The organism is Phenylobacterium sp. (assembly GCF_041691455.1).
Classification (GTDB): Bacteria; Pseudomonadota; Alphaproteobacteria; order Caulobacterales; family Caulobacteraceae; genus Phenylobacterium.
This window is the reverse complement of record NZ_JBEPUO010000020.1, coordinates 13,123-26,950: the sequence shown is the minus strand read 5'-3', so window position 1 is coordinate 26,950 and position 13,828 is coordinate 13,123. Positions and strand designations below refer to the sequence as shown.

Below are 13,828 nucleotides of genomic sequence, written 5' to 3'. Positions count from 1 at the left end.
GTTTCATCGAAGACCTCATGACACTCGGATGCTGCCGCCACGGCTGGGCGGAGTTCGTGCTTCTTGCGGGCCGCGGGCCTTGGATTGTGACGACGAGTTGCGGTTGACCGCGGCGTTGGCGAAGTCCGCCAGGCCGACACTGGCGCCGCCGGCGATGCCGGCGGCGATCGCCGGGGTCTGCAGGAAGAAGATCGAGCCCAGGATGCAGAGCGCGACGAATAGCATGCCGCCGGCCATCGGATCCTGCCCGTCGATGCCGCTCCACTGCTGGGCCAGCAGGGAGAGAATGAGCTGGAAGACCGTGATGATCAGGGCGAACAGCACGATGTAGTTCACGGCCTGGGAGAGCCAACCGAAGAAGAACCGCCGGCTGGCGTCGAACAGCGCGCAGGCGACGAAAATCGGCCCCAGCGCCACCAGCAGGGCAAGTGCAACCTTGGCGATCATCACGACGCCGAAGCCCAGGGCCGCGGCGATCGCGCCAACCACATAAACGAGCGCCGCCATGATCCAGGGGCCGAAGTCTATTGGAGTCCCCGTCTGTCCGATCTTTTGGCCGAGGTAGGCGGCGCGAGAAAAGAACTGGTCGAATGCCGCGCCGACGTTCGGGGCTCCGGCGCCGCTGATCGCCTGGGTCAGGCTGTCCGGTAGGGTATGGAAGAGCGGCGTCGTGACGTAGGTCGAGTAGGCCACAGTGGTCGCCAGCATGTAGATGAAGGCCAGCTTCAGACTCCGCACCGCGAAGTCCATGATCGGCTCGGAGATCGACCCCCGCAGGATCGCGATCCCGTAGAGCAGGACGTAGAGGACCAGGGCGGCGCGCAAGGGGCCCGAAACCACGGCAATCACTGAGCTGGCCCGCTCATTGAGAAACACGTCGAGTTTCCCGTCGATGAACGTGTAGGCCGGTTCGAAGATCTGAAAGCTGGAAGCCATCAGAACCCCTTGCGGTAGAGCCGCAAGCGAGCGGCGTTGGCTGTTGCTGTTACGCCTGCCAATGCAGTTTCACACTCGGCGCCGCGCGTTTGCCCCGTCTTACAGGCCGCAAGGACTGTGTGTGCCTCCTCGGGATGAGCTTCGAAATAGCTGGCGCTGCGCGGCGCCGGCGCGCACGCCGCAAGCGTGGCCATCGCGAGACTCGCCGCGACGCCGCGAGTCATTGGAATCCACTCTTGTAGAGAGCTAGGCGCGCGGCGTTGCCCGCTGCCACGCGCTCTTTGTCCCGTTGGGCCTGCAGGCGGTCTTCCGCCGCCTGGGTCATGGCCAAGCCTTGCAGGCGCATCTGGTCGTTGGCGATCATCGCCTGCTCGGCGCTCGCGCGGGCCTGCAGGTCGAGCACGGCTCGGGCGTTCGGCGCCGCGTCGATGGATTGCTGCAGGGCCTGTAGGCCGGTGAGCCGCTGTTGGCCGCCGGTGGCGACGGCCTGGCCCAAGGCCATGTCGCGCGCGGCGCGCATGCCGGCGGCCTCCAGGTCGGCAGCCAGAGCGTCGCCGGCAGGTGGGGTGTAGAGCCGGTTGGCGCTGCGGATCGCGGCGGCCTGGGTCCCAATCGCGCCCAGGCCGGCGACGTCGCCCTGGGCGGCGGACATCAGCGCCGGGACGCCCGGCAGCAGCTGGCGCAGGGCGGGCGCCTCGAGGACCTGGGCGATGGCGCCGACGTTGGAGCCCTGATTGAGGCTCTGCAGCAGCTGTTCGCCTTGCTGCACCTGGGTCTCGGCCCGGTGTAGCTGGTCAAGGGCGGTCTGCGCTTGCTGGATCAGTTTAGCGTAGCTGGTGGCGTCATAGACGGCCATTTGGGCGTGCGCCGCAGACGCCGTGAGGGTCAGGGCGGCGATGCCGGCAAGGAGCAGTCGGCGCAGGATCATGGCAGCAGCCTCCGTTCGCGATGAAAGGGTTCGAGCCAGTCGGCGGGGTCGTCGCCGACCCGGGCGCGGATGCGGTCGAGAAGATCGACGGTCTCCGTACGGCCGGAGAGGATGGCGAGCTCATCGCCAAGTCCGTCGAGGCGGAGTTCCGCGACCACCGAGTTCAGGCCCTGCTTGATCAGGAATCGCCGGGACTCCGGCGCGAGCTCTTCCCGCACCAAAGCGAACTCGCGGCGGGTGAGACCGAAGCCCCCCACATAGTCCCGTTCTGCGGCGTGGGCGTTGGGCAGGAAGATCTTCGTCGCGCACTGCTCCAGGATGGTGTGCGCGATCGGTGAACGCAGCACATCGGCCGGGGACTGCGTGCCGAACACCATGAAGGCGTTCTGCTTGCGGTAGGTTTTCAGCCCGTCCTGGGCCAGGCCGCGGAAGGCCTCGTCGCCCAGCGCCTTCCAGAACTCATCGATGTCGATGACCAGCCGGCGACCGTCCACCAGGGCTGATAGCCGGTGGAAGAGGTACATCATCACCGGCGTGCGGACCTCGGGGTTGTCCAGGACGTGGGTCATGTCGAAACCGAGGAACCGCGCGTCGAAGCCGATGCTGTCGGCGTCGTTGTCCAGGACCCAGCCCAAGGGCCCGCCCTGGCGCCACCGCTCCAGGCGCGCGCCGATCCCAGACGCGTCGCGCTGGCCGAGCAGGGCCCGCAGCGCCGCGATCGACCGCTGCGCCGGCGCCAGCGGCGCCAAGGCCGCGATCGCCTCGTCGATCGCACGCTCCTCGGCGGGGCTGAGTGTGACTTGTCCGGCTCCGACGAGCTGGCGGACCAGCGCGCCCAGGAACGCCCGGTCGGCCGCGGTGAACCTCAGAGCCTTGAACGGGGCAAAGCCGGTGGGCTCGCCATTGCGCAGGGTGAGGTAGGTCCCGCCGCTGGCGCGGACGAAAAGCTCCGCGCCGCGATCCTTGTCGATGAAGATCATCTGCGGCGCGGCCTTCTCCAGCTGCGCCAGCATGAAGTTCTGGACGACGGTCTTGCCCGCGCCGGACGGCCCGCAGATGAAGGTGTGGCCGACGTCACCCACGTGGAAGTTGAAGTGGAAGGGCGAGCCGGCGGATGTGCGCAGCAGCGCCACTGCCGGACCCCAGTGGTTGCCGACCGCGCGACCTGTGGGATGGGTGTGGAATGGCGCCATGGCCGCGAAATTGCGCGAGGTGATCGCAGCGGGCCGGACCCGGCGGCTGAAATTCCCGGGGAACTGCGACCAGAACGCCGCCTCAAGCGCCAGGTCCTCGCGTGCCGTCACCAGGCCGGAGTCGGCCAGCAGGGCGCGCGCCTGTGAAAGGTTGGCGGCCAAGGCGCGAGGGTCTTCGCCATAGACCAGGACCGAGGCCTGGTGATCCCCCATGACGAAGCGGTTCGACATCAGGTCATCGAGCGCGTCGCTCAGGCCGGAGATTTGGCTGGCGGCGCGGTCGCGGGCCGAGACCATCTGGTTCTGTTTGCGCTCCATCACCGCCCGGGCGGCGGCTTTGGAGAGGAAGGCGAACGACTGGCTGGCGACGAACGGGAAGCGGGCGGAGAGCAGCCCGTTCCACAGTCCCGGCCGGGTGGTGGCGGGATATTCCTTCACCCCGAACATCCCGCCGAATCTCGCATCGGCGGCGTCGCGGACCTCCAGCGCTTCGCGGCCGAAGATCACGCGCGCGGTATGGACGGCCGAGCCCAGGTGACCGCGAACCAGAGGCACCGGCCCCGGGCGTCCCGTCAGCAGGAGGCGCATCAAGGCCATGGGCTCGGAGAACCACACCCCTTCCCTCTGGTAGGTCGCGAGCGGGCGCGGGCCGTAGCGGCCGAGGTACTGCAGGAGATCGCGGCCGGCGTCCTCGAGGCGCTGAACCCGCTCGGCTTCCACCTCGCCAGCCGCCCGCACGCCGCGCAGCCGGTTCAGCCACGCCCCGGTCCGATCGGTTCCATCCCGTCCCGGATGGAGCACGAGGGTCAGGTAGAGCTCGTTGACGAACATCCGCCCGCGGCCGAGGCCTGCGCGGTATTTCGCGTCCAGGTCCGCGGCGAAGGCCGAGCGGAACTGGCCCGTCGGATAGCCCTCGTGCTCTCGCCGGACCAGGTGATGCCAGATCGCCAGCCGGTCGTCGGCGAGATTGCGCCAGGCGCTGTTCAGCTTGGTGTGCCAGTCGTTGAGGTCGACGATGTCGGCGGTCTCGAAGCTCGCGCCGTCGAGCTGCACGCAGAGCATCAGCGCCTGGGTGTCGAGGCCCACCACCCGCTCCGTGAGGTGGCGCGCGTAAGGCAGGTGCAGGCGCGCATCGCCTTCGCGCGCCAGAGCGCCGCGTCGGGGCGCGGACGTGAGGACGTCAGCCACGCTGCACCTCCGCGGCGTTGCGGCGCCGGCGGAGCGGCAGGGGCGTCGCGGAGCTGCCACCCCAGAGGCCGCCATTGCGGGACCGTCCCCTGGTCTCGACGAACTGCCACAGCACCCGGAAGGCGTGAGGGTCGTGCTTGCAGATGGCGCGGAACACCAGGTGCAGCACTGGCGCGATCAGCAGGTAGCGTGGCGAATTGGCCGCCAGGAAGATGGTGGCCGACAGGATGACGTTGAGGCCCATCGCCTCCATCGGCACGCCGGCGATCGTCGCCGGCCGCGTGCAAGCCAGGAACAGGGGGTCTTCCACCAAGCGGGGTTCAACGGGCGCCGTCATGATCAGGCGCCCCCGCCGCTGCCCACCACCTGGTCGACGATCGCCGCGGCGCTGAAGATGACGATGATGCCGAGGATCACGGTGCCGGCGCGGCGCAGATCGAGATGTCCAAACATCGTCGCGATGCCGGTGACGATCACCGCGATGATGGCCAGGCCGCGGACCACGTTGTTCGTGAGGATTCCAATTATATTTTGGATGAAGGTCCCGATGTTGCCCCCCGCCGCGGCCGCCGTCTGGCCAAGCGCCGGCGTGGCGCCGACCGCGACCATCAGGCCGGCTAGCGCCACCGTCGTGGCAAGACGAAGGTTGGGACGAGAGTTCATGGGATGGCTCCTTGGGCGGACGACCTGACGACGGTGACGAAGGCCGCTGGACGAAGATCGCCGAAGGCGTCCCAAGCGGCTGGCGGCGGAGCCCACGGTGAGGGGGCGTTTGCGGCGACGACGGGCCCATCAAGACGCGCCGCGGCGGCCACGACGCGGGTGACGTAGCCGTTGCGGAAGCCGCGATCCGCATCGCCGGTATTGTAGATGGAGAGCGCAGCGCGCAGCGCGGCCTGCGGCGCAGGCTCTTGCGCGCGAACCGCGGCATAGGCCGTCTTCAGGACCGTGGCCCCGGCCGCCAGGTTGCGGCAGGGATCGAAGGCGTCGTCGACGCTCAGGCCCAGGCGCGCCAGGTTCGCGCTGTTGATCTGGACGAGGCCAAGATCGAGGTTCGCGCCCGCGGCCAAAAGGCGTTTGGCAAGCGCGATGGCCTCAGCCCGCGACCGGGGTGGGCGTCCCACTGGCGGGCCGCGATTGACGCCAACGGCATAGGGGTTGAGCCCGCTCTCGGCCTGCGCCACCGCACGCAGCGTCGGGGCGGCGACGGCCGGAGCGCAGCGCGCAGCCAGGGCGAGAATGGTTGCGGGGTCGAGGCTCATCGCGACGGGACCAGGCTTGTGCGGAACATGCCGTGGAGTTTGGCAATTCAGGCGCGCTTGTCGCGAGACGTAAACTTACGGGGTGAAGCGAAGCGTTCGGAAAGGCGACCGCCATTCGATCGAACACTTGGTTCCGCGAGAAAATGCGCGGGCTTCCGCAAGAAAATTGCGGAAAAGAATTATCTCCAACCTAAGTCGACAGAAATCTCCACTTCGACGGAACTAACATCTTCGGAACATATTCTCAGTTTCTGATCCGCAGGGAGGGCCACATACAGGCCCCCCCAAGAACAGTATGAGGGTTGGGACTCATGGCGACCACCGCGAGTAGTCAGCAGCCGGCGTCCGCGCTTCACCAGCAGGACGTCATGTTGAGCCGGCGTCAGGCCGAGTGCCTCTACTGGGTTCAGGAGGGCAAGAGCGCCGTCGACATCGGCGTGATCCTGGGGCTCTCGGCCCGCACCGTTGAGGAATATATCGCCAAGGCTTGTGAAAAGCTGGGTGTCCGCACCCGCGTCCAGGCCGTGGTGCGCGCGAGACGGCTCGGTCTTCTGGGCGAGGAGCCTTGAGCGAAGGCTCCGAATTCAAGGTTCCTTTGTGGGTGGCTCCGGATCGTCCGGATCGGTCGACCCGCCCGGCCCGTCCGGCGCCTCCGGTTGGTCTGGAGCGTGATCCTCCTGGCCATTCGGAGGCGGGTCGCCCTCGCCCATCCATTTTTCCACGAAATCCTCGCCCTCCTTCGCCTCCTTGGCCAAGGCGTCGAATATGCGGGTGAAGCCCGAAATGATCGTACTGGCGTTCAAGCGGGCGATGTCGTCCAGGGCGCTGGCGTCGAATTCCTGAAGCGCGATCATGAACACCGTCATCAGCTTGTGTTCCGCGCATCGCACCGCGAATTGCGGCGAGCGGATCTCGACCGCCGCCAGGATCGCGAAGGGATCGACGTCGAGGATCTGCGCGACCTGGTGGACCCGGTCGACATTCAGCTTGCCTCGGCCAGCTTCAAAATATTCGAACGAGCGGCGGGCCATGCCCATGGCGTCGGCGACCTCACCGGGGCCGAGGCCGCGCAACCGACGCAGAGCCCGCAAGGCCTGCGAAAGCGACGCGCGGCGGGTGGGGACATTGTGGGGAGGCTGACCCATCGCGATCGCTTTACTCAACTCTAGCTTGTTGCAGAGTTCTACACCATCGCCGCGTCGAACAAGGGGCCTTGGGCCCCTCCGGGCTCGGAATGTGTGGGAAACGTGACGGTGAACGCGGCGCCCACAACGGGGGCGGCGTCGCTCCGCAAGTTTATTGCGGAGGACGGCGTACAGCCGCTGAGGGTCCGTTCGATCGGAAAGGTCACGGCGCGGATTGCGCGCCGTACCCCTGATTCGTTTGGAGTGCCTTCGACGCCGCGCCGGTCAGGTCGCGATGGCGTGTTGGCGAGGTCCGGTCTCCCGGCGACTCCGGACGCCGCCTATTCAGCCGCGACCGGCGCCAGGGGACGCGGCCGCCCGCGCAGCTTCGCCTTGCGGATCAGGCCCTCGTACTGGTGGGCGACCAGGTGGGACTGCAGCTGGGTGACGGTGTCCATAGTGACGCTGACGACGATCAGGATGGAGGTCCCGCCCATGTAGAACGGGACGTTGAAATAGCCGATCAGCAGCTCCGGCAACAGGCAGACGGCGGTGATGTAGATCGCGCCCACCACGGTCACGCGGGTCAGCACGAAGTCGAGGTATTGCGCCGTACGCTTGCCCGGCCGCAGACCGGGCAGGAAGCCTCCGAACTTGCGCAGGTTCTCCGCCACCTCGACCGGGTTGAACATCACCGAGGTGTAGAAGAAGCAGAAGAAGACGATCAAGACGCCATAGAGCACCACGAACAGCGGCCGACCGTGTTGCAGCGCGCCCATCGCACCTGGCAGCCATTGCGCCCAGGGTGGCAGGTTGGCGGCGGACAGAAGGCCCATCGCCGTCGCCGGCAGCAGCAGCAGACTGGACGCGAAAATCGGCGCCATGACGCCGGAGGTGTTGACCTTCAGCGGCAGGAAGGAGGCCTCGCCGCCGAACATGCGGTTGCCCTGCTGGCCCCGCGGATATTGCGTCAGCAGCCGTCGCTGGGCGCGTTCCATAAAGACGATGAGCGCGACCACCAGGCCGGCCAGCGCCACGATCGCCGGGACGGCGGCGCTGGGCAGGGCGCCCGTGCGGGCCAGACTCAGCATCTGGAACAGGCTGCGCGGCAGGACCGCGACGATCCCGGCGAAGATGATCAGGGAAAGGCCGTTGCCGATACCGCGGCTGGTGATCTGCTCGCCGATCCAGGTCAGCAGCATCGTTCCCGCGGTGAGGATGATCGTGGTGGAGATCATGAAGACGGCCCCTGGATGACCGACGATCCCGTCCCCGGACTGCAGGCCCATGGCGATCCCGAAGGCCTGGAACAGGCCCAGGACCACGGTGAGGTAGCGCGTGTACTGGTTCAGCGTCTTGCGGCCGGCCTCGCCGCCGTCCTTTCGGAGCTTCTCCCAGGGCGGATAAACCGTCCCCAGCAGCTGCACGATGATCGAGGCGGAGATGTAGGGCATCACGCCGAGCGCGAAGACCGCCATGCGCTGCACGGCGCCGCCCGAGAACATGTTGACCATGCCCAGGATGCCCTTGGCCTGGCCCTGGAAAGCCTGATCGAACGCCGAGATATTGATCCCCGGGATCGGGATGTAGCAGCCGATCCGGTAGACGACCATCGCCAGCGCCGTGAAGCCGATCCGCTTATGCAGATCGGTCGCCTTGTGGAAGGTGTCGAACCTCAGGTTGGCGAGCAGTTGTTCGGCGGCTGAGGCCATCGGTGATCTCCCGGCATGGGCCGTTTTCAAAAGATGTATCGAAAATACCTTTTAAGAGCGCCGCAATTGAAATATATCGTCTCACGATATATCTACCGGGAGAGGACGGAATTGTGAGGCGGCGGCGGGCCGCCGCCGCCGCGCCTCACCGACGCGAAAGGCGACCAATGTTCACCCTCCCAGAGCTTCCCTATCGATATGACGCGCTAGCTCCGATCCTGTCGGAGGCGACCCTGCGCACTCACCATGACAAGCATCACGCCAAGTACGTGGAGGTCACCAACGCCCTGCTCGCGGAAGCCGGCTCAGGCGCCGCGTCCCTGGAAGAGGTCGTCGAGAAGGCCCGGCGCCGCGGCGCGCGCAAGCTCTTCAACAACGCCGCCCAGGCGCTCAACCACGCCTTCTACTGGGAGTGCATGAACCCGGCTCGCACGGAGCCTTCAGCGGCGCTGTCGAAGGCCGTGGCGTCGGCTTTCAAAGGGCCTGAGCCGCTGCGCAGGCAATTCATCGAGGAAGGCCTCGATCACTTCGGGTCCGGCTGGGTCTGGCTGACCATTCGGGAGGGCCGGTTGCAGATCCTCGCGACGCACGACGGTGACACCGTCATGCGGGTCGCCGGCCTGACTCCCCTCCTGGTCTGCGACCTGTGGGAGCACGCCTACTATCTCGACCACCGCAACGACCGCAGCGCCTACCTGGCCGGCTGGTGGGACCGCCTGGTCAATTGGGAATTCGTTTCGCAGCAGTACGAGGCCGCGGCGGGCCGGGCGGCCGCTTGGGCCTACCCGCGGCCCGTCGCGACCGCGCAGACGCCGGCGCAAGACGCGGCCGCCGCCAGACGCTGAAAGGCCGGCTCGGCGTTCGATCGCCGGCCGAAGGAGCTTGACGATTAAGACCCCCATGTCGATCACCCACCGCAGGAACGATGGTCCCCCTGCGGTTGCGGGCCGCGCCGCCAAGCCGCGGTGGCGCGCGCGCGCCGCCTGGCCCTCTTCGGGGCGAGCGTCCCCGGCCGGCGGCCTGGCCGCTGCGCCGGCCGGCGCCGCAGGGTTCTATATTCAGGAACAATCCTCGCTCGGCGCCGGTCGCGCCTATTCCGGAGAGGCCGCGGAGACCGGCGTCGCCTCCATCTGGTGGAACCCCGCGGCCATCGCCAGGCTTCGCCACCCGCAAGCCTACGCCGGAGCCCAGGCCATACTGGTCGAGGCTCAGGTGAACGATGCGGGCTCAACGATCCAGCGCCCGGGCCAAGCCGTCGCGCCGGTCGGCGGCGAGCCCGGGCAGTTCAACCCGCTGCAGGCCGGAATCGCACCCAGCGGCGCGGTGGCCTATCCGCTCGGGGACCGCGTGGTGATCGGACTTTCCGTCACCTCGCCCTTCAACTTCACCAACAAGTACGCGGATGCGAGCTGGACGCGCTACGACGCCGTGAAGTCGCGGGTCACCGACGCCAATGTGGAAATCCTCGGCGCGGTGCGGGTGACCGAACGGCTGGATCTGGGCCTGGGCCTGGACGCCCAATACGCCAGCGCCACCTTGACCCAGGCGCTGCCGAACCTTTCGCCGCTGCTGCCCGATGCGCGGCAACGCCTGTCGGGCGGCGGCTGGGACTACGGCTGGGACGTGGGCGCGCAGTATCATCCTGACGACCGTCTGACGCTCGCGGCCAGCTATCGCTCCAGGATCAGCCACACCCTGAGCGGTGACGTCGCGGTGACGGGCCTGCTTGGCCCGCTCGCCGCCGCGAACCTGGCGACGAACGGCAAGGCCACGTTCGATACGCCGTGGATTGCGACGTTGGGCGCGCGCTGGCAGGCGACCGATCGCCTGTGGCTCAATGCGCAAGTCCAGCGGATGGGCTGGAGCGAGTTCCGCGCCATCACCGTCAGCCTCCCCGGCGTCACCCAGGTCACGCCTCAGGACTACAGAGACACGACCACCATCGCCGTCGGTCTCGACTACGCGGCCGCGCCCGATTGGACGGTCCGTGCTGGCGTACAGCACGATCCGACACCGACCCCCGACGCCAGCCGCAGCACCCGCCTGCCCGACGGCGACCGGTGGCTGTTTGGATTAGGCGCAAGCCATCGGCTTTCCAGTGGTGCGACGATCGACGTCAACGCCGACTACATCGCCTTCGCCGACAGTCGCGTGAACCGGGACGACCTGGCGTTCGCCGGAACTCCTGTGGCGACACGAACCGCGTTGCGCGGCACGGTGAGCGGCGACGCGGTCGTGTTCGGCGCCGACCTCAGGTGGGGCTTCTAGCGGGCGGCGAGCGCCGCGGTCATCATGCCTGGAGCGCCCGTCGCTCCGATCAGGGGATTGAACATGGACACACACCGGTCTGCGATCTCCTCTGCTGCGACCAGCCGATCATCCTGGCCGGCATGGGCGGCGTCGCGCGTTCGGAACTGGTCGCGGCGGTGACCAACGCCGGCGGCTTCGGTTTCCTTGGCATGGTCCGCGAAAGCCCGGACCTCATCCGCGCGGAAATCGATGCGGTCCGCGCGCGAACCACCCGGCCGTTCGGGGTCAATCTGATTCCGGCCGCCACCAAGCCGGCCCGCCTGGAGGCCGAACTCGCGACGTGCATGGAGGCCAAGGTGCACGCCGTCGCGCTCTTCTGGGACCTTTCGGTGGAGACGATGCAGCGCCTGCGGAGCGAAGGCATTCTGGTGGTCTGTCAGGTGGGCTCTGTCGAGGAGGCCGTCGCTGCGGAAACGGCCGGCGCCGATATCATCATCGCCCAGGGCCTGGAGGCCGGCGGGCACGTGCGCGGCCATGCCGCCTTGCACGCCCTCCTGGCCGAGGTCCTGGCGGCCGTCGAGACGCCCGTCCTGGCGGCCGGCGGGATCACCGACGGCAAGGATCTGGCCCGCGTCATGAGGCTTGGCGCCCAGGGCGGCGTCATCGGCACGGCCTTCCTGGCGACGGAGGAAGCCTTCGCGCACGACTATCACAAGCGCCGCCTCGTCGAGGCCGACGGCGCGACGGTCCACACCGAAGCCTTCCACATCAACTGGCCTGAGGGCGCAGCGGTGCGCGTGCTCCCGAACAGCGTCACCCGCGGCGAGCGCGGCGATCCGCAGGCGGGCGGCCGCGTGGTCATCGGCGCCGATGGCGCGCGCTCGATCTATCTGTTCAGCACCGACTCGCCGTTGCGGTCGATGACCGGCGATTTCGAGGCGATGGCCCTCTACGCCGGTGAGGGCGTCGGGCGGATCCGCGCGATCGTTCCGGCGGCGAACCGCCTGCGCGAAATCACGGCGACCGCGCGCGCCGTCCTGCCGGCCGTCGTCAGCCATCGACGGGGCGAGGCCGAGCTGTCCGAGCCCAGCTCGCCGGTCTGCTACGCCGCCCGGGCCGACGACGCCTACATGGGCTATGCGGCCTGCGACGAGCTGATCGCCGAGCTGAACACCTTGCTGGAAGCCGAACGGGCCGGGGCGCGGGTCGCCGCGCGCATGGTCTCCGAAAGCCGGGACGCCGAGATGAAGGCGCTAGCCAAGACGATCCAGGCCGACGAGGTCCATTGGTGCAAGGCGCTGTTCCACGCCCTGCGGACCCTGGGCGCCGAGCCGTCGGCCGGGGTCGGGGATTTCTACGACAAGGCCATGGCCATCCCGGACCTCGAGGCCCGCCTGGCGTTCGTCAACCGCGGACAGGGCTGGGTTGTCCGCAAGCTCCGCGCCCTGGTTCCACGCGTGCGCGACGACGACCTGCATACCGTGCTCCGGGAGATGCTGGACGCCCATGAGCGCAACATCGCCACGGCGACTGAGGCGCTCGAGCGACGCTCGGCGGCCGACGCCCCGCCGCCGACGCTCGGGTGACCCGAGAGGGGACCCCTGGCGGGGGCGGCTGCATGCCATCCGGTGGCCGGCCGAAAGAGGTCAGTCCGATCCCGCTCGCGCCGCCGCCTGCAGGGCCGCCAGTCGCTGCAGTTGGGTCACCAGCTCGGAGAAGGTCGGCGCGATGTCCTGCAGCTCGCGGAAATTGTTCTGGGACAGCGCCGCCAGGACGCCTTCTCCCGTCCTCGTCAACGATACCAACACCCGGCGTCGATCGATGGTGCCCTGACTCCGCTTGACCAGGCGCGCTTTCATCAAGCGGTTCACCAGCTCGCCGGCGCTGTGATTCTTGATCATCAGCTGGTCGGCCAGCTCCCCGACCGTCATCCGGTCTTTTTCGTGGGCCTTGATAGCCAGAAGCGCCTGGTGTTGCTGCCCGGTCAGGCCCGCCGATTTGGCGCCGGCCTCGGCGAACGCGAGATAGCGTCTGACACCGTGGCGAAAGCCGGACAAGGCGACGTAGTCGGCCTTGGTGAGCAGAAGCGCATCGGGAGACGCGTCCGGCGCGGCTTTCATCGGCAATCCTGGATGCAACTCATGGCGCTGGACTTTCGACCGCTCCGCCGCCGCCTTCAAGCGCCTGTTGCCGCCGCTCAATAGAACGGATGCCCGACATAGACATTGGAATAGGCTTCGCGCTCTCGCTGCGCCCGATCGCCGGCCCCGCACCATTCGAGTTCGTCGTGACCAAGCCCGGTCATGGCGGCGATCTGCGGCCGGTCGAAGGGGAGCCGGTAGCCGCCGCGGCCGGTTTCGTATTTGAAGTCCGACCAAGGCAGGGGATGAACCCGCCCGCCGAAGCCCAGGAACCCGCCGACGGCGAGCAGGACATAGTGGATCTGTCCGGAGGCCTTCTCGATGGACACGTCCAAGACCCGCCCCAGGCGCTCGTCGTTGATCCCGAAGACGGACGCTCCGATCACCCGGGTCCCGGTGATCAGGAAATGTCCCGCGCGAGCCCGGCGCGCGGGTCCCGTCCGTCCGCCCGGCAGAACGGGAAGGCCGCGCCCCTCGGCGCGTGAGCGTCGGTCGGATCCAGCCGGATTGCCGCCTTTGCCGTCCTGAGGGGCCAGCCACTCGTCGATATTGCGCATTTCCATCTCCCTTCCAGAGCGAACATTTTATCTCGTAGTACGATATATAATCCCATGCACGTCCGAAGGTTCCAGCCGGAGCTCCGGGTCAGTGGATGGATAGCAGGTCGTCCAGTCGCCGCCGGCGTGTCAGGGCGCGGCTCGCGCGCCGCCGCGCGGCCGCGGCGGGTGGGTCGCGCACCGCATCGACCCGGAAGAGCTGCAATCGGTCGGGCCCGGCCAGCCAGGGCATCACCGCGCCCTGCCGCAGGCCGATCAAAGCTGCCCCGGTCGGCGACAGGACCGAGACGTCGTCAGCGTCGATGACGTCCGGCTCGCGGGGGCTGACGCGCCGTGCGATACGCCGGGTGAACCAGCTCGGTATAGCGAACACAGGAATGAAGATGGACCCGGCGCGCCGGCGCATGGCGAAGGTCGACGATCACCGCGCGTTGCAGTTCGCGCCGGAGCAGCTCGATCCCAGCGGTGTTGCGCGCCGATGCACACACCAGGTCGGCCAGCTCTTCGTATTCCTCTTCCAGCAGAAAGGGCGTCGGG

General features: G+C 67.9%; 15 protein-coding genes. 4 read left to right on the top strand and 11 right to left on the bottom strand.

Annotation, left to right across the window (positions count from 1 at the left end; all coding sequences use genetic code 11):
- Positions 1–15: 15 nt before the first annotated feature.
- The 6 genes from ACESMY_RS17975 to ACESMY_RS17950 all read right to left on the bottom strand — a co-directional run bounded on the left by ACESMY_RS17975 (position 16) and on the right by ACESMY_RS17950 (position 5,507).
- On the bottom strand, positions 16–936 hold the full coding sequence (locus ACESMY_RS17975; protein WP_372785991.1) for a type IV secretion system protein: 921 nt from the start codon (positions 934–936) through the stop codon (positions 16–18).
- 220 nt (positions 937–1,156) lie between these two features.
- Positions 1,157–1,864, bottom strand: coding sequence for a type IV secretion system protein (locus tag ACESMY_RS17970; protein WP_372785990.1), 708 nt, complete (start codon positions 1,862–1,864; stop codon positions 1,157–1,159).
- On the bottom strand, positions 1,861–4,245 hold the full coding sequence (locus tag ACESMY_RS17965; RefSeq protein WP_372785989.1) for a VirB4 family type IV secretion/conjugal transfer ATPase: 2,385 nt from the start codon (positions 4,243–4,245) through the stop codon (positions 1,861–1,863). The genes ACESMY_RS17970 and ACESMY_RS17965 overlap by 4 nt, the downstream gene beginning before the upstream one ends.
- On the bottom strand, positions 4,238–4,582 hold the full coding sequence (locus tag ACESMY_RS17960; protein WP_372785988.1) for a type IV secretion system protein VirB3: 345 nt from the start codon (positions 4,580–4,582) through the stop codon (positions 4,238–4,240). Before ACESMY_RS17960 ends, ACESMY_RS17965 begins: the two co-directional genes overlap by 8 nt.
- A 2-nt stretch (positions 4,583–4,584) precedes the next feature.
- Positions 4,585–4,908, bottom strand: coding sequence for a TrbC/VirB2 family protein (locus ACESMY_RS17955; protein WP_372785987.1), 324 nt, complete (start codon positions 4,906–4,908; stop codon positions 4,585–4,587).
- The gene (locus ACESMY_RS17950) at positions 4,905–5,507 is read right to left on the bottom strand and encodes a lytic transglycosylase domain-containing protein (protein ID WP_372785986.1); all 603 of its coding nucleotides are present in this window, start codon (positions 5,505–5,507) and stop codon (positions 4,905–4,907) included. The genes ACESMY_RS17955 and ACESMY_RS17950 overlap by 4 nt, the downstream gene beginning before the upstream one ends.
- A 371-nt stretch (positions 5,508–5,878) precedes the next feature.
- On the opposite strand from ACESMY_RS17950, the gene ACESMY_RS17945 reads away from it, so the two are divergent.
- Positions 5,879–6,076, top strand: a complete 198-nt coding sequence (locus ACESMY_RS17945; RefSeq protein WP_372785985.1) for a LuxR C-terminal-related transcriptional regulator — start codon at positions 5,879–5,881, stop codon at positions 6,074–6,076.
- A gap of 15 nt (positions 6,077–6,091) precedes the next feature.
- On the opposite strand, the gene ACESMY_RS17940 is transcribed toward ACESMY_RS17945, so the two are convergent.
- A complete protein-coding gene (locus tag ACESMY_RS17940) occupies positions 6,092–6,652 on the bottom strand; it encodes a helix-turn-helix domain-containing protein (RefSeq protein WP_372785984.1) in 561 nt (186 codons plus the stop codon).
- A gap of 320 nt (positions 6,653–6,972) precedes the next feature.
- Complete coding sequence (gene secY / locus ACESMY_RS17935) at positions 6,973–8,343, bottom strand: preprotein translocase subunit SecY (RefSeq protein ID WP_372785983.1); 1,371 nt, start codon at positions 8,341–8,343, stop codon at positions 6,973–6,975.
- 167 nt (positions 8,344–8,510) lie between these two features.
- Here secY and ACESMY_RS17930 point away from each other — a divergent pair, with 167 nt between their 5' ends.
- Genes ACESMY_RS17930 through ACESMY_RS17920 form a run of 3 tightly spaced genes read left to right on the top strand, consistent with a single transcriptional unit; the run spans position 8,511 to position 12,179 of the window.
- Positions 8,511–9,188 (top strand): superoxide dismutase, encoded by a 678-nt coding sequence (locus ACESMY_RS17930; RefSeq protein WP_372785982.1) that lies wholly within the window; start codon positions 8,511–8,513, stop codon positions 9,186–9,188.
- 55 nt (positions 9,189–9,243) lie between these two features.
- The gene (locus ACESMY_RS17925) at positions 9,244–10,611 is read left to right on the top strand and encodes an OmpP1/FadL family transporter (RefSeq protein ID WP_372785981.1); all 1,368 of its coding nucleotides are present in this window, start codon (positions 9,244–9,246) and stop codon (positions 10,609–10,611) included.
- The gene (locus ACESMY_RS17920; RefSeq protein ID WP_372785980.1) at positions 10,599–12,179 is read left to right on the top strand and encodes a nitronate monooxygenase; all 1,581 of its coding nucleotides are present in this window, start codon (positions 10,599–10,601) and stop codon (positions 12,177–12,179) included. The genes ACESMY_RS17925 and ACESMY_RS17920 overlap by 13 nt, the downstream gene beginning before the upstream one ends.
- A 60-nt stretch (positions 12,180–12,239) precedes the next feature.
- Here ACESMY_RS17920 and ACESMY_RS17915 read toward each other — a convergent pair whose 3' ends face one another.
- The 3 genes from ACESMY_RS17915 to ACESMY_RS17905 form a co-directional block, all read right to left on the bottom strand.
- Entirely contained in the window at positions 12,240–12,713 is a 474-nt protein-coding gene (locus tag ACESMY_RS17915; RefSeq protein WP_372785979.1) for a MarR family transcriptional regulator, read from the bottom strand.
- 77 nt (positions 12,714–12,790) lie between these two features.
- A complete protein-coding gene (locus ACESMY_RS17910; RefSeq protein WP_372785978.1) occupies positions 12,791–13,291 on the bottom strand; it encodes a PRC-barrel domain-containing protein in 501 nt (166 codons plus the stop codon).
- 88 nt (positions 13,292–13,379) lie between these two features.
- Positions 13,380–13,697 carry a hypothetical protein gene (locus ACESMY_RS17905; RefSeq protein WP_372785977.1) on the bottom strand — a complete coding sequence of 106 codons (318 nt, stop codon included), beginning with the start codon at positions 13,695–13,697 and terminating at the stop codon, positions 13,380–13,382.
- Between the last annotated feature and the right edge of the window lie 131 nt (positions 13,698–13,828).

Coding starts and splice junctions, on each gene's coding strand:
- ACESMY_RS17975 (WP_372785991.1), bottom strand. CDS start 936: ATGGCTTCCAGCTTTCAGATCTTCGAACCGGCCTACACGTTCATCGAC.
- ACESMY_RS17970 (WP_372785990.1), bottom strand. CDS start 1,864: ATGATCCTGCGCCGACTGCTCCTTGCCGGCATCGCCGCCCTGACCCTC.
- ACESMY_RS17960 (WP_372785988.1), bottom strand. CDS start 4,582: ATGACGGCGCCCGTTGAACCCCGCTTGGTGGAAGACCCCCTGTTCCTG.
- ACESMY_RS17955 (WP_372785987.1), bottom strand. CDS start 4,908: ATGAACTCTCGTCCCAACCTTCGTCTTGCCACGACGGTGGCGCTAGCC.
- ACESMY_RS17950 (WP_372785986.1), bottom strand. CDS start 5,507: ATGAGCCTCGACCCCGCAACCATTCTCGCCCTGGCTGCGCGCTGCGCT.
- ACESMY_RS17940 (WP_372785984.1), bottom strand. CDS start 6,652: ATGGGTCAGCCTCCCCACAATGTCCCCACCCGCCGCGCGTCGCTTTCG.
- secY (WP_372785983.1), bottom strand. CDS start 8,343: ATGGCCTCAGCCGCCGAACAACTGCTCGCCAACCTGAGGTTCGACACC.
- ACESMY_RS17930 (WP_372785982.1), top strand. CDS start 8,511: ATGTTCACCCTCCCAGAGCTTCCCTATCGATATGACGCGCTAGCTCCG.
- ACESMY_RS17925 (WP_372785981.1), top strand. CDS start 9,244: ATGTCGATCACCCACCGCAGGAACGATGGTCCCCCTGCGGTTGCGGGC.
- ACESMY_RS17915 (WP_372785979.1), bottom strand. CDS start 12,713: ATGAAAGCCGCGCCGGACGCGTCTCCCGATGCGCTTCTGCTCACCAAG.
- ACESMY_RS17910 (WP_372785978.1), bottom strand. CDS start 13,291: ATGCGCAATATCGACGAGTGGCTGGCCCCTCAGGACGGCAAAGGCGGC.
- ACESMY_RS17905 (WP_372785977.1), bottom strand. CDS start 13,697: ATGCGCCGGCGCGCCGGGTCCATCTTCATTCCTGTGTTCGCTATACCG.